The following is an 18,267-nucleotide window of genomic DNA, read 5'->3' as shown; positions in this document are numbered from 1 at the left end:
AGCCGCCGCGGCCGGACCGCCGACGAGAAGACCGCCGCCATTGCCGCATCCAACTGGCCCCGGGAACCGTCCTGTTGGCCACCAGCCCCGGTGATACGCGCACGGCATGTACGGCGGCCCGACAGGAGGGCCTCCCCGGTGAACCGGCCCGCCGTAATTGAGACAACCTCTTTACGTGGTACTCACCAGGACTTGACGCTATGACAGGCGGGTAAGCCGTAGAACGTAACGCACAGCAGCAACGCACAGCAGCGACGTCAGGGCACAGCCGACGACCGGATATGGACGCATCCGTTCGGATCGCGCCGGGCGCTCCCCTTATTTCCCGTATGCCTCCGCCACCCGCGTGTGGCGCTGTCCCGTTCGCTGGTATGAAAGTGGGTCGGGCTGATGGTCGAGGGGCACAACTACCAGGAATTCGTCGGCCACATCCGCGAGGCGGGCAGCACCATCGTGCTCGAACTCCGCGGCGAGTGGGACATTCTCGCCGCGTCGGTGATCTCCGGCCGGCTGGATGAGCTGACCGGCGCGCGGTGCCCCGATCTCGTCCTCGACATGAGTGCGGTGACCTTCATCGACTGTGCCGGGCTGGGCCTGCTGTGCCGCGCCCGGCGCCGGGCGCGGGACCGGGGCGGCCGGCTGCGGCTGGCCGGGGTCACGGACGACGGATGTGTCGCGCGGCTGTTGCGGATGTCCTCGTCGAGCGGTGAGTTCGAGATCGTGGCCGAAGCGATCGTCGGGGCCACCTGTCTGGCCGACTGCGTGGCCGTCTGACCGGTGGCCGAGCGCACGCCACCGGGCCGGGCCGCAGCCGCCGGCCGGCCCGGGGCGGGCCGCCGGCGATCAGGCGGGCAGGGCCGACTCGATGGCCGCTACCAGGTCATCGGCCTCCGGCTCGGTGCGCGGCCGGAACCGCCCCACGACCTCGCCCCGGTGGTCGATCAGGAACTTCTCGAAGTTCCACTGCACGTCGCCGGCCGCGCCCTCGGCGTCCTCGGTGCCGGTCAGCGCCTCGTACAGCGGGTGCCGGTCCGCGCCGTTGACATCGGTCTTCTCGAACAGCGGGAAGCTGACGCCATAGGTCGTCGAGCAGAAGGTGGCGATCTCCTCGGCGGTGCCCGGCTCCTGGCCCGCGAACTGGTTGCTGGGGAAGCCCAGCACGCTGAAGCCGCGGCCGGCGTAGCGCTCCTGGAGCCGCTCCAGGCCCGTGTACTGCGGGGTCAGCCCGCACTTGGATGCCACATTGACCACCAGCAGCGCGCGGCCGCGGTAGTCGGCCAGGGACGCGGGCTCACCGGTCAGGGTGCGCAGCGGGATGTCGTACAGGCTCACGGTCATGCTCCTCAATGCGGTTCCGCGGATAGGAACGGCCATCATCGCTGCCAACAGCGGAACCCGGCCTGATCTTCCCCGAATCGTCGACCGGCCACGACACCGCCGGCCGGAGCGCGCCCGCGCGCCACTCTTTGAGCAGCTGGTCGAAGATCGGTGTCGGCTCCTCGGGGGGCCGGCGGACGTACGGGGGCGAGAGGGAGAGGCGCTGGAAAACATGACCAGTGGTCTTTTTGGCGTCCATATCCGGACTCAACCTGGAGAGGGCTGTCCTGGTTGCGGTGCACGCCCGTGACGGCCGCCAGAAGCGCCTGAGGCGGTGACGGGCAGAAGATACGTTCCCGCGCGGCCCAGCGCCGACAGGTTCACCGCATGTGCCATGGCATGCATGCCGGCCGCGTTCGGATGTACCCCGTCGCCGCTGTTGTATGCGCGCCGCAGCCGCCGTGGCGCGGCCGGGTCGCGCAGCGCCGCGTCGAAGTCGACGACGCCGTCGAAGGCCCGCCCGGTACGGATCCAGTGGTTGACCCGCGCCCGCATCCGTTCCCCCGCCGGGCCCAGGAAGGCATTCGGGGTGATGGTGCCGCCGTGCAGCGCGATTCCGGCGGCCCGAGCCCGACTGGCGAGCGAGGCCAGCCCCGCGATCACCTGTCCGGACGAGACCCGGGTGCCCCGGTGCACCCCGGTGCCCGCCCCCAGGTCGTTGGTGCCCAGCAGCACGATCGCATCGGATACGGCGGTCCGGCCCAGCACATCACGGGCGAACCGGGCCTCGCCGTTGACCCCGAGGTGGATCCGGCCGTCGGCTCCGGTCCCGACGTCGCTCAGCAGCCGGTTGCCGCCGATGCCCGCGTTGACGACGGAGAGCCCGTGGCCGGGCCGCGCGCGGGCTGCGAGGCGCCGGGCCAGCACGTCCGGCCAGCGCAGATTGACGTCATCGGGGATGGCGCCGCCCTCGGTGAGGGAGTCGCCGAAGGCCACCACCGTATGGACGGCGGCCGTCGTGGCAACGTCCACGCCCTCCAGGAAGAACCAGGACAAGGTCCGCTCGTGGAAGGCGGATCCGCTCTCGTTGGCGGTGTGATCGCCCTTTGTGGAGATGTAGCTGGTCTGTTTCGCGCCGCCGTGCCAGGTGGTGGGCCCGGTGGAGGTCGGCAGATGGATGCTCACCACCAGGTCGCGGTCGGCGTGGACGGTCAGCCGTACGGGATCGCTGACGACTTCCGCGCCCACGGGGACGGTGGCCGAACGGCGCCCGCCGAACGTCACCGTGCGCCGGGTCCCCCGCTCGGTGGCCGCGCCCTTGGCCCGCCGGGCGACGGTCACCGCGCCCAGATCGAGCGGACGGGTGCCGTACAGGTTGGACAGGCGCAGCCGGACCCGGTTGCCGCCGACCGAGAGGTGCACCACCAGGCGGAGGGTGCGGTGGGCGAATCCGGTGACGGACTGGCCCCGGCGGGCGGGCGGGGTGAGGGCGGCGGCCCAGCCGCCGACCCAGTGGCGGGCCGCGGCGGCGGATGCCGCGGGCGCCGTGGCCGCTCCCAGGACGCCGAGCGACGCCGCGCCGGCCAGGAGCGATCTGCGGGTTAGGGGCCGTCCTCGCACGGGTGCCTCCCGTCGTCGGTCACATCGTCAGCAGCCCTCGGTAATGGTCCACGGAGCGTCGCCTGCCGTGGTCAGGGGCGGCTTCGTACACGCCGTTCTCGCCCGTCTGGCGGAACCCGAGTGGTGGGCAGAGATGAGCGGCGGGGCTCCGACGTGGTGGCGCGGCTCCGACACGGCGTCAGGCCGGCGTCACCGGGCGGCCTTGTCCATCGCTGCCGCGACGCCGTCCAGGATGACCGTCAGGCCGACCTCGAAGGTGGTCTTCGCCTCGCGCTCCATGTACGGCTCCGCGCTGTCCGCATGGGGTGTGGCGCCCTCGGTCTCCAGGCGGACCAGGAGGGGGAAGCGGTGCTCGAAGTCCGGCACGACCTCGCCGAGCACGGAGGAGCGGGACTGCCACCACTCCTCGTCGGACACGCCCGTCGCCGCCGCGGCCAGCCGTGATTCGGTGACGGTCTGCGCGGAGCCGCGGACGAAGTGGAAGAGCGCTCCGACGATGCGCCGCAGCACCGCGGAGTCCAGCTCGGTGGCGTACAGCAGCCGCACCAGCGTCTCCAGCGCGCCGTATTCGTTCGGCCCGAGCACCGGCCGGGCCTGGGAGACCTGCAGTACCCAGGGGTGGCGCAGGTAGAACTCCCAGGTGTCCTCGGCCCAGGACGTCACGGCGGACCGCCAGCCCGACGAGAGGTCGTAGTCGGAGGGCAGTTCGGCCAGCGCCCGGTCGTACATCAGGTCCACCAGCTCGCTCTTGCTGGGGACGTAGGTGTACAGCGCCATCGCCGTGCGCCCGAGGCGCTCACCGACCGCGCGCATGGACAGCGCGGCCATGCCCTCGGCGTCCGCGACCGCGATCCCGGCGTCGACGATCGCGTCCACGCTCAGCGCCGGTTTCGGGCCCCGCGCCGCCCGCGTACCGCCCGATTCCTTGGCGCGCCACAGCAGGGACATCGAACGGCGGGCGTCGCCCTGGCCGGCGAAGAGAACCACTTGCGAACTCCTTACGGCATAAAGTAATCTCGTCGAAAGAACTCTTTACGACGTAAAGATATCAGGGGGCGGGATGGGGTTCCAGGCATCCGCTGAGCGGTCTGTTCGATCTGCCGCCGACAGAGGCGACGTCATCGCACTGCGCGGCGCGCGGGAGGCGAGACCCGCCCTGGGCCCGCAGAGGCCCCTGTGGGCCCCGCGGGCCCTGAACCGATGAGCCCCGGCGTTCTGCAACATCCTGCTCCCCCCACACAACCCCTCATGGAGGATTCGATGACGGACGTGCCCGTCGCGCTCATCCAGGTCACCGACGTCCGGCGGATCACCCCGCGCATGGTCCGCGTCACCTTCGCCGGCGACGGCCTCGACACCTTCCCCACCTGGCCCGACCAGCAGCTCAAACTGCTCTTCCCCAAGCCGGGCCAGACCGTGCCCCGGCTCCCGGATGAGGGCGCGGACGGCGATGCGATGCGCTGGTACAAAGCGTTCCTCGCCATCCCCGAGGACGAACGGCCGTGGATGCGCAGCTATACGGTGCGGTCCTACGACGCCGAACGGCACCGGATCACCGTCGACTTCGTGCTGCACGGAGCGCAGGCCGCGCCGGAGGGCGACGCGGCCGCCGGACCGGCCACCCGCTGGGCGGCCGCCGCTCGGGTGGGCGACACCCTCGCGCGCTACGGCCCGGCGGCGGAATACGCCCGGCCGTTGCCGTTCGACACCGCCGACTGGCTGTTGCTGGCCGGTGACGAGACGGCGCTGCCGGCCATCGGCTCGCTGGTGGAATCGCTGCCCGGCGGCGCCCGCGCGGTGGCGTACATCGAGGTGGCCGACGCCGCGGAGGAGCAGTCCTTCGCGACGCGCGCCGATCTCACCGTCCACTGGGTGCACCGCAACGACGCCGCCGGGCACGGCGACGCCCTGCCGAGCGCCGTACGCGACGCCGCGTTCCCGCCAGGCCCGGCCTTCGCGTGGCTGGCCGGTGAGGCCGGCGCCGTCCGTGCGCTACGGCGCCATCTGATCGAGGAGCGCGGCCTGTCCAGGCGGCAGATCGACTTCACCGGCTACTGGCGACGCAGGCTCACCCAGGACGACGCTCCGACGCCGGAAGATCTGGCCGAGGCGCAGGAGCGGATAGCGGCGGCCCAGGAGGAAGCTCGGGGGTAGGCGGCGCCGCCCGGTCCTCGACCAGGCGCCGCAGCCGCGCGATTTCGGCGAGCAGGCGGGGCACATCCTCGCGGGCATGCGCGATGAACTGCGCGTTCTCGTCCCAGCGTTCATCGGCGACATCGGCATACCGTGGATGCTGGACGAGCGTTGCGGCGACGATCTCGCCATGGTCGAACGCCGGCCACCGCTCCCCGTCACCGTTGTCCGGAACGGTGCCGACCGCGACCAGGTTCATCGCCCGGTCGTCATCGAGCAGCCGCGGGTACCACGGGCCGGGCGTGGCCGCATCGGCCCGTTCCGCGATCCACGCCAACTCCTCCTCATCGAGGGGGTCAGGTGCCGCCGTCATCCGATCTCCTGACGTACCGTCACCTCGGTGTCACCCCGCCCGCTCGGCCGCGCTCCGTTCCACACAGAACTCATTGCCCTCCGGGTCGGCCAGCGTCGCCCACCCCGTGCCGTCGGGCCGCCGGTGATCGGCCACCAAGGTCGCGCCGAGCGCCAGCAGCCGCTCGACCTCCTCGTCCCGGCTGCGGTCCTGCGGTTGCAGATCCAGATGCACCCGGTTCTTCACGGTCTTCTTCCCGGGCACCGCGATGAACAGCAATCCGGTGCCCCCGGCGGTCACCAAGGCCTCCGGATCGCCGGGGAAATCGTCCTCGGCGAGGGAGCCGTCCAGCACTTGCGCCCAGAACTGCGCGAGCCGGTAGGCGTCGGTGCAGTCGATGGTGATGTGGCGTACGAGTGACGTCATGCGGTGCCTTTCTCCGCGAGGTGGCCACCACCAGGCGCCCACGCGCTGACCGGCGGAAACGTGAAGAAGCGGATACCCGGAGCTTGTTCGGCGAGACACTTTACGCGTTCCGGGGGCAGGGGCAGGGGCAGGGGCAGGGGCAGGGGCAGGGGCAGGGGCAGGGGACAGGCGGGGGCAAAGCGTCCGGACGGCTTCCGTGCCCGCGGCGCCCGGTGTATCGAGACGGTGGCTCTACCGTCACAGGGCCGGCGTAGCTGGGGCGGACGCTTGCTCTGCTGCTCTGCGGGGTGATCGGTGTCGGCCCTTACGGGGAACCGCCGGCGGGTGCGGGGCGGAAGGTGCGGCGGTACGCGTGGGGTGTGACCCCGATGGTGGCATGGAGGTGCTGGCGCAGGGAGACACCGGTGCCGAATCCGGCGCGGTCGGCGACCAGGTCGATGGGCCAGTCGGTGGTCTCCAGCAGGTGGCGGGCCAGGTCGACGCGCTGGCGGGTGAGCCACTGGCCGGGACTGGTGCCGACCTCGTTGCGGAAGTGGCGGGTGAAGGTGCGCACGCTGACGCCCGCGTGGGCGGCCAGGTCAGCGAGGGTGATGGGTTCAGCGAGGTGCTCCATGGCCCATGCCTGGGTGGGGGCGGTGCCGGCGGTGCTCAGGTCGGGGACGGGGCGTTGGATGTACTGGGCTTGGCCGCCGTCGCGCCAGGGCGGTACGACGCAGGAGCGGGCGACGTCGTTGGCGACGCGGCTGCCGTGGTCGCGCCGGATGATGTGCAGGCACAGGTCGAGGCCGGCGGCTACGCCGGCGGAGGTGAGGATCTCGCCGTCGTCGATGAACAGGACGTTGGGGTCGATGCGGGTGGTGGTGAACATGCGCTGCAGGCGGTCGGCTTCGCGCCAGTGGGTGGTGGCGGGGCGGCCGTCGAGCAGTCCCGCGGCGGCCAGCACGTAGGTGCCGGTGCAGATTGCGACGATGCGCGTGCCGGGGCGGATGGCGGCCAGGGCCTCGCGCAGGGAGTCGGGCAGGCGGCCCTCCTCGCGGATGGGGCCCAGCGTGTGGGAGGGCGGGATGATGACGGTGTCCACCGTGGCCAGCAGGGAGGCGTCGTGGGAGACGGCGAGCTGGTAGTCGGCCTCGGCGCGGACGGGGCGGCCGTCCACGCTGCATGTGGTCACGGAGTAGAGCCGGCTGCCCATGGTGTCGCGGGCGGCGCCGAAGATCCGCGCGGGGATGCCGAGCTCGAAGGGGACGACGCCATCCAGGGCCAGAACGCCGACGTGGTGCATGACCCGATCCTTTCATTCCTTGACCAGCGGGCCACTACTGGAGGGCTGTCCGCCCAGGCAGTCTGAGGACGCGCCAAAGAGAACCGGCGCAAACCTCAAGAACCACACTGCTGAAAAGAGCACGTCATCATGGACCAGGCCACCGCTGCCCCCGCAACCATGCGCGCCATCTCCCAGGACGCCGCCGGAGCCCCGGAGGTCCTCAAGCTCGTCGAGAGGCCGCGTCCGGTCCCGGGCCGTGGCGAGATCCTGGTCAGGGTGCACGCGGCGGGCGTGAACCCGGCCGACTGGAAGACCCGCGAGCGAGGCGTATTCGCCAACGGCGCCAGGCCGCCGTTCACGCTCGGCTTCGACGTTGCCGGGCTGGTCGAGGCGGTCGGTGACGGAGTGACACTGTTCCAGGTCGGCGACGCGGTGTTCGGGATGCCGCGTTTCCCGCACCCGGCGGGCGCCTATGCCGAGTACGTCACCGCCCCGGCCCGGCACTTCGCCCCGCGCCCGAAAGGCCTCAGCCACATCCAGGCCGGCGCCCTGCCACTGGCCTCGCTGACCGCCTGGCAGGCCCTGGTGGACACCGCGAGAGTCCAGCCCGGCCAACGCGTCCTGATCCACGCGGCCGCCGGAGGCGTCGGCCACCTGGCCGTGCAGATCGCCAAGGCCCGGGGCGCCTACGTCATTGGCACCGCCAGCGCCGCCAAACACGAGCTACTGCGCTCGCTGGGTGCCGACGAACTGATCGACTACCGCACCCAGGACTTCGCCGAGACCGTCCGCGACGTCGATGTCGTCCTGGACTCCCTCGGCGGCCCCAACTGGGCCCGCTCGCTGCGAACACTGCGGCCGGGCGGCACGCTGATCTCGATCCTGGCGCTGGACGACACCTTCCCCACCCAGGAGGCCGAAGCGGCGGGAGTGCGGGCCGTGTTCATGCTCGTCGAGCCCGACCATGCCGCACTGCGTGAGATCACCTCCCTGGTCGAGAACGGCCACCTGCGCGTGATCGCGGACGAGATCTTCCCTCTCGAAGAAGCCGCCCGCGCCCACATGCTCGGCGAGACCGGCCGCACCACCGGCAAGATCGTCCTCTCCGCCGCCCCATGACCCACCCCGCTGCCACTGCCCTGCGGCAGCCGAGCCGGACACGACCTGAAGCGAACGTCCGCCATGACGGCCTGGATTCACCAGGCTGGGTGCGGATCAGCCCCGCACCCGTTGCATGTGCCGGGATGTCGCCGGACCGGATGCCGGCCACCTCCCTGCGGTTCAGCAGCTCGTACGCCGTCGAGGTGCCGGCCCGCGACACCCGCGGTTCGTCGGGATGAGCGCCGTGCCATTGTTGGCCGCGGGCGCTCCGGCGCAGGAACGGGCCGGCGTAGACACAGGGGGAACGGCATGGGCCGCCAAGATGGAGTGGCACGGGAAGGCGGGCCGCCCCAGCCTGACGCGAGCGCCGAGAGGAATGCACAACTCCCACCGAACCGGGCCCTCACCGCGGTCGGGGTGCTCTGCGCGGCCGGCGTCATCGCGCTTGCGGGATGGCTGCTGAGCATGTCCGTGAGCGCCTTCAGCTACACGGCGGGGCTGTCCGGGACGCCCGGCACGTTCACCGCTGCGCATTGCCACACCAACGGTTCCGGTCGAGCCAGCACGCGGGTATGTACAGGCACGTTCGTGTCGGCGGACGGCCGGCGCAACGATCCCGTGGCACACATCACCGACGCGCGGGTCGACATCAACCGACCGGCCAGGCTGCAGGCCAAACCGGACGGCAGCTACGTCCAGCCCGGACCGGTGAACGCCGCCATGGATCTGGCGGCCTGCTTCCTCGTTGTGACCGGCGCCGCGTGCGCGCTGCTGGTGCTGTGTCTCCTGCCGAAGCAGGTCGTGGTGGAGAAGGGCGTCCCGCTCCGGTCGTACCCGCAGCCCTGGGGAACGCTTCTTCCGCCGTTGGTCGGAGTGGTCGCGTGCGGCTTGGTCGCGACAGCGCTGTCAGGGGTGGCGAGCGTGCTGTTTCTGTTCGGCGGGTTGCTGATCCGGGCATTGTGGTGATGGCGTGCATGGCCTGCATGGCGTGGTCGAGTCGCTCCGAGGCGCCCCTTGTCCCGCCCGCGTCACCGCGGGATTCGCGCCGCACCCGCGAAGCGCCGCTATGAGGACGTATCCGCCCCGGAGACAAGAGATCACGAATCATCAGGCGGTCATCGATGCCGACAGCCGTCTGGTTGTCGCGGTTGGCAGGCCCCTGTCCGGCAACCGAGTTCGCCAAGTCCAAGCCGGCTCGCGGCGGTCCGTCGGGCGCGGGCCGAAGTCCGCGAGCGGGTGTGGCAGTTGGTCGGCAGGGCGGTCCCGGATGCGGGGGCGAGGTGACTGTGGACATCGACGGAGTGCCGGTCCTCGCGTACTGCGAGAAGCGGGGCGTGGCCAAGGCCTGGAAGAAGACGTTCGGGTCGGGATGACCACCACCGATGCCATCCATCAAGCCGTGCTGAAGATTCCGGCCTCGGCCTGGAATGCGGTATCGCTGCGCATTGGTTGACGAGGCGGCAGAGAAGTACGGCTTCGGCCAGGGAATTGCGCCGTACGACCGCTACCAGCGACTCCTCGAACTCACCACACAAGGACCTTGCTCCAAGCCGACCTGGCCAACGCCCGCGAGCTGAAATGTCCCTCCCCCCGCCGGGTGTTGTCAGACCCGCACCCTAGACTCGCTCTCCAAGGGCTCGGTCCGGGGGAACGGAGTGGGTGTCCATGAGCGGGGAGTGGACTTCAGGGGAGCTGCCACCGGTGGCGGCGGCGCGTACGGCTGAGGCGCGGCGGAGGGGAACGTGGTCCTCGGCGCTGTCGACGGGCGAGTTCGCCGCGATCAGGTCTGTGGGCTTCGAGCCGGTCGGGCAGGTTCTGGGCTCGGCCGTGTACCACGTGGCGGGCAGCGGGACCTACTGGCGCTACTACGACTGCGGCTATCCGAACGCCGGTTGGTCCACGCGGGGCTCGGCGCCCGCGCCGGTCGCCGCCTCCGGACAGGGTGCCGCCTCCAAGAGGCTGGTCGATGTGCTGCTCGCAGCACGGCATGCGGCGCTCGCGCGGATGACGGCGGAGTGCACAGCACTGGGCGGCGACGGCGTGGTGGCCGCCAACCTCACCATGGCGCCGTTCCCCTCCTCTCCCAACTGCTTCGAGTTCCAGGTGATAGGCACCGCCCTACGGGCACAGGGGGACGTGCGGCCGAGGCGTCCTTTCACCACGCATCTGGACGGCCAGGGCTTCGCCAAGCTGATCGCCGCGGGCTGGGTGCCGGTCGAGCTCCTGGTGGGGCTCGCCATAGGCACACGCCACGACGACTGGACGACACGTCGGCAGAACTGGTTCGGGGCCGGCAATCAGGAGGTCACCGGCTGGAGCAATCTGGTCGCGGTGACCCGTCATGACGCACGCGAACGGATCAGCGAGCAGGCGTGGCACACCGGGGCGGACGGCGTGGTGCTGGGCGACAGCCGACTGCGGATATGGCGGGAGGGTTGTGTCAGGGCACGCAGCCGCAGCAATGACTCCGACCAGGAAGACCATGTCGCCGAGGCCACCTTGGTCGGCACCGCGGTGGCCGCGTTCACGGTGCGCCAGGAGCCGCCGCGCACGCTGACAGTGATGCCGCTGGATCCGAACCGGCGCCGTGGGCGTGTGTGACGTACCGCCGAACACAGCCCATCACGCCCGCCCATCATCACCAGGCACTTCACGAGGGGAACCGCTCATGACCGCCACCGACCCGACTGCCCAGGGCGTACCCGCCGATGCGATGCGGCGGCTGGCCGAACTCCAGCCGGGCAAGCCGGGATCGATCTTCACCAGCGACCTGACGGTCAACGAGTTCCTGCTCGTGCGCGAGGCGGGGTTCCGCCCGATCGGTCTTGTGCTGGGCAGTTCGATCTACCACGTGGGCATCCAGCTGGGCCGCTGGGGGAAGAACCAGGAGCTCACCACGTTGAGCCAGGCCATGTACCACGCCCGGGAGCTGGCCATGACGCGGATGCAGGCCGAAGCCATGCAACTCGGCGCCGACGGCATCGTCGGCGTGCGGCTCTCGGTCGAGGCGCGGGAGTTCGGCAACGACATCGCCGAGTTCATCGCCATCGGCACCGCGGTCAAGGCCGACGCGCCCGCGCCCGGCGGCAACGGCAGCTGGCGCAACGCCAAGGGACAGCCGTTCACCTCAGACCTGAGCGGGCAGGACTTCTGGACCCTGATCCGCGCCGGGTACGCCCCGCTGGGCATGGTGATGGGCACCTGCGTCTACCACATCGCCCACCAGAAGATCGGCTCGATGTTCTCCAACATCGGCAAGAACGTGGAGATCGAACCGTTCACGCAGGCCCTGTACGACGCGCGGGAGCTGGCGATGGAGCGGATGCAGCGGGAGGGGGAGGAGCTGCACGCAGAGGGCATCGTGGGCGTCCAGCTCAACTCGCACAACCACCGCTGGGGCGGGCACACCACGGAGTTCTTCGCCATCGGCACGGCCGTGCGGCCGCTGCGCGACGACCACGTCATCGAGCGTCCGACGATGGTGTTGAGCCTGGACGGCTGAGCACGCCACCCTGTTGCCCCCAGACCGAAACGAAAGGCCGCAGCGCTGATGTCCTCCCACGACCCCGTGCCGTCCGAGTCCGGAGGCGGGCCCACCTCCGTCGAACTGCTCACTGCTGCACTGCGCCGGGACGCCGCCGACCTCGAGGTGTATGCCCAGGTACTCACCGGGACGCTGGCAAACGCGCTGCCGCCGGGCTCGGTGGCAATCGAGCGCAAGCGCGGCATGGCCGACCGGCTGGCCGGCCGGGAGGGCCGGGTGGCCCGGCTGGACGTCTCACTCGGCGAGCAACGGCTGGTGCTCACCTTCTCCGGCGGCCGCCCGAGCGGCGAGGTCTGCAAGGAGGTGCGGGGTGTGGTCCTTTCCCGGCGCCCGGTGGCCCTGGATGAGTGGGTGAGGGAGCTGGCCGAGGCGGTCGCCGCCCGCGCCGAGTCCGACGCGCAGGCTCGGGCGGCGCTGGAGAGGCTGCTCCTCGGCGGCTGACCCCACGCGGCCACACCCGGGGCCGCGTGTGGTGAACTCCACCGAATCGACCGTGACCGGCGGGCGCTGGGGTGACCCGTCAACTGTGCGAAGGCGAGTCCGCGCAACACCGCCTGCGGAGACGCATGACGGTCCCCCGGTGCACGTACGAACCACGGCGGCACCGGTGTGTCAGTGCTGCTGTTGTGCCTTGCGGCGGTGGAACACCGGGTAGCCGCCCGGCCGCGACGAGCACTTCGGCCGTCGTGGGCAGCAGGCCGACCAGCATGCCGTTGCCGGTCTCGGCGAGCTCGGTGCCACCCTGTGACGATTTCTGCCACGCCGGTGCTGCGCCGCTTCAGTGGGTGCTTTCGAACCCGGGGTGATGGGGCGATCTCGAAGGCCATGCTTGACCCTTTGCCTCCCCCCACACACACAGCAGATGAATTCGGTTGTGGCGGGACCGGTGAGCCCGGTGAGGTACCTCCATGGACGGTGCCACGGAGCAGGCGCAACGCGCGAGGTCAGGAAGAGACCGTATGGTCACGACGCAACCGGCTCGATGGCACAGGTTGGCGGTGCTCGTGGCTCTGATGCTGGCCGCGTTCACCTTCAACACCGTGGAGAACCTGCCGATCGGCCTCCTGGAGCTCATCTCCCAAAGCCTGCGGGTGTCGGTGTCGGCGGTCGGTCTCTTGGTCACCGGTTATGGCGTGACGGTGGCCGTCGCGTCTGTGCCGCTCGCCCACGTCATGCGGGCCGTGCCCCGACGTCATGTGCTTACGGGACTGCTGGCCGCGCTGGTCGTGTCCAGTCTGGTTGCGGCGCCGGCGACCTCCTATTGGCTGCTCCTCGTGGCGCGGCTGCTGACCGCGCTCGCCCAGGCGCTGTTCTGGGCCGTGATGGGTCCGGTCGCGGTGGGCCTGTTCGCGCCCGAGGTCCGTGGGCGTGTGGTCGGGGCGCTGTCCGTCGCCGGTTCGCTCGCCCTCGTGCTCGGTGTTCCCGCCGGGACCTGGTTGGGCCGGCAGAGCGGCTGGCCGGTGCCGGTCGCCATGCCGGCGGCTCTGGGGCTCGTCTCTCTGGTGACGATCGCCGCTCTGCTGCCGACCTCGCGTCCGGACGAAGAGCGCGCCGCCTACGGAACCCGTCCCGACGTCCGCCGGTTCGGGATTGTGCTGGCGGCCGGGACGCTCTCCGCTACTGGGGCGTTCGCGGGTTTTACCTACATCGCGAAGTTCCTGGGTGACGTGAGCGGATTCCCCCCGAGCACGGTCAGCGCCCTGTTCGTGGCTTTCGGTACTGCGTGTCTGGCCGGGGTGAGTATCACCGGGGCGTTGCTGGACCGCTTTCCGCATTCCGCGCTGGGCACTGCCGTAGCCACGCAGGCGGTGGGCATGCTCGGCCTGTACGCGGGCGGCACCGATCCGGTGGCGGCGGTGGTGTTCCTGGTGCTGATGGGCGGTGCACTCGGGCCGGTGTTCATGACCACCCAGAACGCGATGCTGCATTGCGCACCGGGCCGCACGGATATCGCACTCGCGGCGAACTCCGGTTCTTACAACGCCGGTATCGCGGCGGGCGCCGCGCTCGGGGGACTGGTCCTGCCGCTCGCCGACGTCCGGGGCACCTTCCTCGCCGGCGGGCTGCTGACCATGGGGGCCTGCGCGGTGCTACTCGGCGGGCGGCTGCTGCGTTACGGACCGGAGTCCGCCGAGTAAAGCTGCCGTCAGCGGGCGGCCGGTGGTTTTTTCGTCCTTTCCGCGTCAGCTGCCCTTGCAGCCGATGCCGGCCAGCGTTTTGCCTCTCGACCGTGCACGGGCTGTGGTGCCTGCGCATTTCGGGATCGCGTCGGCGAACGCCACCTTGATTCCGGCATTCTTCGGTTCGTTCACCTTCGCATTCTGTTTGTCGCGCATGGTGTCGGCCAAGTAGTTCAGGGTGTCGAAGTCGCCTGTCGGCAGGGTGCGTTGTTCACAATGTGCGGGTAACTCAGCAGGGCGGTCGGCGTGTTCGGTGCGGTGGATGTGATCTCGCGGATGAGGGTGGCTGGGGGTGTCCACCGAGTTCCCCGAGCCGGCGGCCCTCGCCCGCCGCGGCGCGGATCAGCAGGTCGGCCAGCTCGTCCGGGTGGGAGAGCATCGGATAGTGCCCGGTGTCCAGGTCGAAGAACCCCACCCGGGGGTCGGTGAGCGCCTGGAAGCGGGGGTCGCCGGTTGCCACCAGGGCCTCGACGACGGCGATGCTTGCCCCGTTCGCCGTACAGAAGATGCCGGTGGCCGGTACCTGCGCCGCCTTGCCGGTGAGTTGGAGGGGCTGGGTCAGCGTGGCCAGCGGCTGGGGCGCGGCGAGCCGCCGCAGGCGCTGCCGGGCGGGCGCCGGGAGCAGCGCGAGACTGCCCCACAGCTCCTCGTCGTCGAGGGGCGGCGGGAGGAAACGCCCACCACCGCGTTCTTCGGCCCGCCGCAGCAGCCGGTCGCGTACGGCCGGGTCGGGCATCACATCGACCCCCGCATCACCGTCGCCGAGCATCGCGGCGTCCAGATAGACGAGCCGGCTGATCCGCTCCGGGCGGCGGTCGACGGCCCCCAGCGCGGGGAGCAGTCCATAGCAGTGGCCGACGACCACGGCCTCCTGCGGCTCCTCGTGGTCCAACAGCTGCACCACGTCCTCGATATGCGTCTCGAGGTCCGTGCCGGGCCCCGCCAGGTGGCGACGGTCGCCCATCCCGGTCAGCGTCACCGGGTGTGCCTGATGGCCCAGTTCCCCGAGCCGGGCGGCAACGTCCCGCCAGATCCAGCCACCGGTGTAGCCGCCGGACACCAGGACGAACGCGGTCATGTTCTCTCCTCAGGTCACGGTTCCCGCGGCGCGCCCGTACCGACGCGCCGCGCCTGCCGGAACCGTAAAACCTCCTCCGGCGGGAGATTCAAGCGGTGGATGTGCGGCGCGATGGGCCCCAGGGCGGCCGGCCACGCGCCCTGCCCGAGCCCTCGGTGCCCCGAACCCTCGGTGCCCCGGGCTCGAGACGGTGTTTCGCCCTCGGATGCAATCTTGTCCGCTCCGGCCATAGGGCCGGCCCGCCCCTGTCGTCTACAGTTGCAGAATTCCGCAATTCAACAGATGACGCGACGGCCGGTCGGCCTGGACGCGGAGGGCATGCGTGGGCGGTTTCGCCGAGTCGGTACGAGAACGGGTGCGAGCGGCGCGTGCCGCCGTCACGGCGGCGCGGACAGCCGACGACGCCTATGCCCTGGCCGTGGCGGAGGACGAGCTGGACGACGCGCTGCGGGTGGCCCGCAACGTCGGCGTCGACCCGGACGGCGGCCCCGGGGCCGACCCGCAGAGCGAGGCGCCGGCATGAGTGGCGCATGGGTTCCGCTCTATCAGGCGAAGGCCGAATTCTTCCGGATGCTGGGACACCCGGTCCGCATCCGGGTGCTGGAACTGCTCCAGGAGGGTCCGCTGCCGGTGCGCAGCCTGCTCTCCGCGATCGAGGTGGAGCCGTCCGCGCTCTCCCAGCAGCTTGCGGTGCTGCGCCGCTCGGGCATCGTGACGGCCACCCGCAGCGGCTCCACCGTCGTCTACGAGCTCGCCGGAGGCGACGTCGCGGAGCTGCTGCGCGCCGCCCGCCGGGTGCTGACCGATGTGCTCACCGGCCGGGATGCGCTGCTCGCCGCACTACGGGAGGCCGAGGACGGCGCCGTACGGACGGTCGGCAAGGCAGCGGCGGCCGACAGCGTGGGGGCGGTGTCGTGACGTACGTGCTCCGCCCCGAGGGGTGATCGCGCATGGCCGCAGCGAGGCGTAAAGGGCCGCCGCCCTGGCGGGCGGTCCGCTCCCGCACCTGCATACCGTCGGCCACCGGGCCGGGCACCACCCGGCCCTGCCGCGGCCGCCACCACCGACGGGGCTCGCTGAGAACCGCACCCGGACACGGCCGCGGCTGCCCGGAGTTCGCCGCCCGCCACCGGATGTCACCGCGCTGTGGCGCCCGGCGCGGCAGCACCACCGCCGTCCGCCCCGGCCGCCAGCTGGCGCGGCTGCCCGGTGCGGTCCATGTACCGCACCGCACGATCCAGCGCAGCGTGTGGCAGAGGGTGTTGCTCTCCATCCTCGTCAGCCAGCTCCTGATCCTGTTCCTGGCACTGGTTGTCTACTTGGGGCGGCACGCGGGGACTTAGCGGTCCGCCACAGCCACGCGATATCGCGCCCGAACGACCACACGAGCAGCGCCAGTGCGATGCCGACGGCGAGGAACGCCCACGCCGTCGGCACGATTCCGGCGCCGGCCACCACCAGGACGATGCCCTGGAGCGCGGCCACGGCCTTGCGGGCCATGCTGTGCGGCAAGTCGCCGCGCAGCCACGGCAGCACCCAGGACGCCGCGACGAAGGCGTAGCGCATGAGGCCGATGACCAGTACCCACGCGCCCAGCGGCATCGCGACGTAAATGGCGAGCACCAGGATGAGGAACGCGTCGACCTCCATGTCGAAGCGGGCGCCCAGGGCTGTCGCCGTTCCCGTGCGCCGGGCCACATGCCCGTCGACGGCGTCCAGGATCAGCGCCACGGTGGCGAGTGCGACCAGCACCGCGACCGGTACCCGGTGCGCGAAGGAGTCCGCCACCAGGGCCGTCACGCCCCCGACGAGGATCGCCCGGATCAGCGTGACGCGGTTGGCCGGGCCGAACGGCCCCACCCATGACCGGCGCAGGGCGAGGGTGAGCAGGGCCCAGGTGACCACGGCGAAGGTGGAGCCCGTCAGCCATCCGGTGGTTCCCAGACCGGCCGCCCGGCACAGGACTTCCAGCACCAGCAGCTGTACGCCCATGCCCGCCGTGGTGTCCGGCCCGAAGGACCTTATGTCGTACGGATCGTGTACGGCCACCAGGCCTCCCGGGACGTATGGCGGAGTCGATGACTGCCGCGTATGGTAACGGCGTCATCATGATCCCCAGCATTCATGAACCATCGCCGTAGCGTCCAGGAGGGTCCCGATGCCGCGCCTCGCCCATGCCTTCTGGGTCGCATCCCCAGGTCAGGGCGAGATCCGCGAGGTGGCACTGCCGAGGCCCGGTGACGACGAGGTGCTGGTGCGCGCGGTGTGTTCCGGGGTGAGCCGCGGGACGGAGAGCCTGGTCTTCCGTGGCGGGGTGCCTGAGAGCCAGTACGCCATGATGCGGGCGCCGTTCCAGGACGGTGAGTTCCCGGGTCCCGTCAAATACGGCTATCTCAGCGTCGGGGTCGTGGAAGAAGGGCCGCCGGCGCTGCTCGGCCGTACGGTTTTCTGTCTCTATCCGCATCAGACGCGCTACGTCGTCCCGGCGAGCGCCGTCCTCCCCGTGCCGGACACCGTCCCCGCGGCACGGGCCGTGCTGGCCGGCACGGTGGAGACCGCGGTGAACGCCCTGTGGGACGCGGCGCCGCTGGTCGGGGACCGGATCGCGGTGGTCGGCGCCGGAATGATCGGGTGCAGCGTCGCCGCCCTGCTCGCCCGCTACCCGGCGGTCCGGGTGCAGCTCGTCGACGCGGACCCCGCACGAGCGGCGACGGCCAGGGCGCTGGGCGTCGAATTCGCGCTGCCCGCGGACGCGCTGGGCGACTGTGATCTCGTCGTGCACGCCAGCGCCACCGAGACGGGCCTGACCCGTTCGCTCGAACTGCTCGCCCCGGAGGGCACGGTCATCGAGCTGAGCTGGTACGGCGACCGGCGGGTCAGCCTCCCGCTGGGGGAGGCCTTCCACTCCCGCCGGCTGGTCGTCCGCAGCAGCCAGGTGGGCGCCGTCTCCCCGGCCCGGCGCGCCCGCCGCACCTTCGCCGACCGGCTCACGCTCGCCCTCGACCTGCTCGCCGACCCCGCCTTCGACGCGCTGATCACCGGCGAATCCCCCTTCGAGGACCTGCCACGGGTGCTGCCCCGGCTCGCGACGGGCGACCTCCCGGCGTTGTGTCACCGCATCCGGTACGGGGAAGGGGACGCGGCCGGGGACTCGGCGGCGGCGACCGGCCCGTAGCGCCCATGGCCCCGGCCCGGCCGCCCGCATGCGTCACCCCCCCCACGTGCCCCCCACGCGCCACCCCCCGTCCGACA

The 18,267-nt window shown here is 71.2% G+C and carries 21 protein-coding genes and 1 pseudogene; 13 read left to right on the top strand and 9 right to left on the bottom strand.

Annotated features, from left to right (window positions below; translation table 11 throughout):
- Window positions 1-390 precede the first annotated feature (390 nt).
- Window positions 391-774, top strand: coding sequence for an STAS domain-containing protein (locus ACZ4S3_RS35330; protein ID WP_467942004.1), 384 nt, complete (start codon window positions 391-393; stop codon window positions 772-774).
- A 69-nt stretch (window positions 775-843) separates the two neighbouring features.
- Here the strand turns inward: ACZ4S3_RS35330 and ACZ4S3_RS35325 are convergent, their stop codons facing one another.
- From ACZ4S3_RS35325 to ACZ4S3_RS35315, 3 genes are all read right to left on the bottom strand, one after another.
- Window positions 844-1,332, bottom strand: coding sequence for a glutathione peroxidase (locus ACZ4S3_RS35325; RefSeq protein WP_467942002.1), 489 nt, complete (start codon window positions 1,330-1,332; stop codon window positions 844-846).
- A gap of 252 nt (window positions 1,333-1,584) precedes the next feature.
- Entirely contained in the window at window positions 1,585-2,937 is a 1,353-nt protein-coding gene (locus tag ACZ4S3_RS35320) for an SGNH/GDSL hydrolase family protein (protein WP_467942000.1), read from the bottom strand.
- Between the two features lie 189 nt (window positions 2,938-3,126).
- A complete protein-coding gene (locus ACZ4S3_RS35315) occupies window positions 3,127-3,924 on the bottom strand; it encodes a TetR/AcrR family transcriptional regulator (protein ID WP_467941998.1) in 798 nt (265 codons plus the stop codon).
- 273 nt (window positions 3,925-4,197) lie between these two features.
- On the opposite strand from ACZ4S3_RS35315, the gene ACZ4S3_RS35310 reads away from it, so the two are divergent.
- On the top strand, window positions 4,198-5,091 hold the full coding sequence (locus ACZ4S3_RS35310; RefSeq protein WP_467941996.1) for a siderophore-interacting protein: 894 nt from the start codon (window positions 4,198-4,200) through the stop codon (window positions 5,089-5,091).
- On the opposite strand, the gene ACZ4S3_RS35305 is transcribed toward ACZ4S3_RS35310, so the two are convergent.
- The 3 genes from ACZ4S3_RS35305 to ACZ4S3_RS35295 form a co-directional block, all read right to left on the bottom strand.
- Entirely contained in the window at window positions 5,006-5,443 is a 438-nt protein-coding gene (locus tag ACZ4S3_RS35305; protein WP_467941994.1) for a hypothetical protein, read from the bottom strand. The two genes, ACZ4S3_RS35310 and ACZ4S3_RS35305, sit on opposite strands and share 86 nt — an antisense overlap.
- Window positions 5,444-5,473: 30 nt before the next feature.
- Window positions 5,474-5,848 (bottom strand): VOC family protein, encoded by a 375-nt coding sequence (locus ACZ4S3_RS35300; RefSeq protein WP_467941992.1) that lies wholly within the window; start codon window positions 5,846-5,848, stop codon window positions 5,474-5,476.
- Window positions 5,849-6,152: 304 nt separating this feature from the next.
- Complete coding sequence (locus ACZ4S3_RS35295) at window positions 6,153-7,130, bottom strand: GlxA family transcriptional regulator (protein ID WP_467941990.1); 978 nt, start codon at window positions 7,128-7,130, stop codon at window positions 6,153-6,155.
- Window positions 7,131-7,259: 129 nt separating this feature from the next.
- Here ACZ4S3_RS35295 and ACZ4S3_RS35290 point away from each other — a divergent pair, with 129 nt between their 5' ends.
- From ACZ4S3_RS35290 to ACZ4S3_RS35260, 7 genes and pseudogenes are all read left to right on the top strand, one after another.
- A complete protein-coding gene (locus ACZ4S3_RS35290) occupies window positions 7,260-8,231 on the top strand; it encodes an NADP-dependent oxidoreductase (protein ID WP_467941988.1) in 972 nt (323 codons plus the stop codon).
- A 453-nt stretch (window positions 8,232-8,684) separates the two neighbouring features.
- Window positions 8,685-9,179, top strand: a complete 495-nt coding sequence (locus tag ACZ4S3_RS35285; protein WP_467941986.1) for a hypothetical protein — start codon at window positions 8,685-8,687, stop codon at window positions 9,177-9,179.
- 228 nt (window positions 9,180-9,407) lie between these two features.
- Window positions 9,408-9,639, top strand: a pseudogene (locus ACZ4S3_RS35280) (hypothetical protein); the annotation flags it as partial.
- A gap of 239 nt (window positions 9,640-9,878) precedes the next feature.
- A complete protein-coding gene (locus ACZ4S3_RS35275) occupies window positions 9,879-10,814 on the top strand; it encodes a heavy metal-binding domain-containing protein (protein ID WP_467941984.1) in 936 nt (311 codons plus the stop codon).
- A 67-nt stretch (window positions 10,815-10,881) separates the two neighbouring features.
- On the top strand, window positions 10,882-11,715 hold the full coding sequence (locus tag ACZ4S3_RS35270) for a heavy metal-binding domain-containing protein (RefSeq protein WP_467941982.1): 834 nt from the start codon (window positions 10,882-10,884) through the stop codon (window positions 11,713-11,715).
- 48 nt (window positions 11,716-11,763) lie between these two features.
- Window positions 11,764-12,198: a hypothetical protein gene (locus ACZ4S3_RS35265; protein ID WP_467941980.1), complete on the top strand. Its 435-nt coding sequence runs from the start codon at window positions 11,764-11,766 to the stop codon at window positions 12,196-12,198.
- 518 nt (window positions 12,199-12,716) lie between these two features.
- Complete coding sequence (locus ACZ4S3_RS35260; RefSeq protein ID WP_467941978.1) at window positions 12,717-13,895, top strand: MFS transporter; 1,179 nt, start codon at window positions 12,717-12,719, stop codon at window positions 13,893-13,895.
- A 45-nt stretch (window positions 13,896-13,940) separates the two neighbouring features.
- On the opposite strand, the gene ACZ4S3_RS35255 is transcribed toward ACZ4S3_RS35260, so the two are convergent.
- Window positions 13,941-14,105: a hypothetical protein gene (locus ACZ4S3_RS35255; RefSeq protein WP_467941976.1), complete on the bottom strand. Its 165-nt coding sequence runs from the start codon at window positions 14,103-14,105 to the stop codon at window positions 13,941-13,943.
- Window positions 14,106-14,166: 61 nt separating this feature from the next.
- Window positions 14,167-15,015: an alpha/beta fold hydrolase gene (locus tag ACZ4S3_RS35250; RefSeq protein ID WP_467941974.1), complete on the bottom strand. Its 849-nt coding sequence runs from the start codon at window positions 15,013-15,015 to the stop codon at window positions 14,167-14,169.
- Window positions 15,016-15,337: 322 nt separating this feature from the next.
- Between ACZ4S3_RS35250 and ACZ4S3_RS35245 the strand changes: the two genes are divergently transcribed.
- The 3 genes from ACZ4S3_RS35245 to ACZ4S3_RS35235 are packed head-to-tail and all read left to right on the top strand — an operon-like array spanning window position 15,338 to window position 16,358.
- A complete protein-coding gene (locus ACZ4S3_RS35245) occupies window positions 15,338-15,538 on the top strand; it encodes a hypothetical protein (protein WP_467941972.1) in 201 nt (66 codons plus the stop codon).
- Window positions 15,535-15,933, top strand: a complete 399-nt coding sequence (locus tag ACZ4S3_RS35240; protein WP_467941970.1) for an ArsR/SmtB family transcription factor — start codon at window positions 15,535-15,537, stop codon at window positions 15,931-15,933. Before ACZ4S3_RS35245 ends, ACZ4S3_RS35240 begins: the two co-directional genes overlap by 4 nt.
- Window positions 15,934-15,965: 32 nt before the next feature.
- Window positions 15,966-16,358 (top strand): DUF6126 family protein, encoded by a 393-nt coding sequence (locus ACZ4S3_RS35235; protein WP_467941968.1) that lies wholly within the window; start codon window positions 15,966-15,968, stop codon window positions 16,356-16,358.
- Here the strand turns inward: ACZ4S3_RS35235 and ACZ4S3_RS35230 are convergent.
- Window positions 16,294-17,007, bottom strand: coding sequence for a CDP-alcohol phosphatidyltransferase family protein (locus tag ACZ4S3_RS35230; RefSeq protein WP_467942105.1), 714 nt, complete (start codon window positions 17,005-17,007; stop codon window positions 16,294-16,296). The two genes, ACZ4S3_RS35235 and ACZ4S3_RS35230, sit on opposite strands and share 65 nt — an antisense overlap.
- Window positions 17,008-17,173: 166 nt before the next feature.
- On the opposite strand from ACZ4S3_RS35230, the gene ACZ4S3_RS35225 reads away from it, so the two are divergent.
- Window positions 17,174-18,190, top strand: coding sequence for a zinc-dependent alcohol dehydrogenase (locus ACZ4S3_RS35225; RefSeq protein ID WP_467941966.1), 1,017 nt, complete (start codon window positions 17,174-17,176; stop codon window positions 18,188-18,190).
- Window positions 18,191-18,267: the final 77 nt, after the last annotated feature.

It is taken from the genome of Streptomyces sp. NPDC028368 (genome assembly GCF_055565615.1).
Note: the sequence above shows the minus strand (reverse complement) of the source record. Positions and strands in the feature narration are given on the sequence as shown.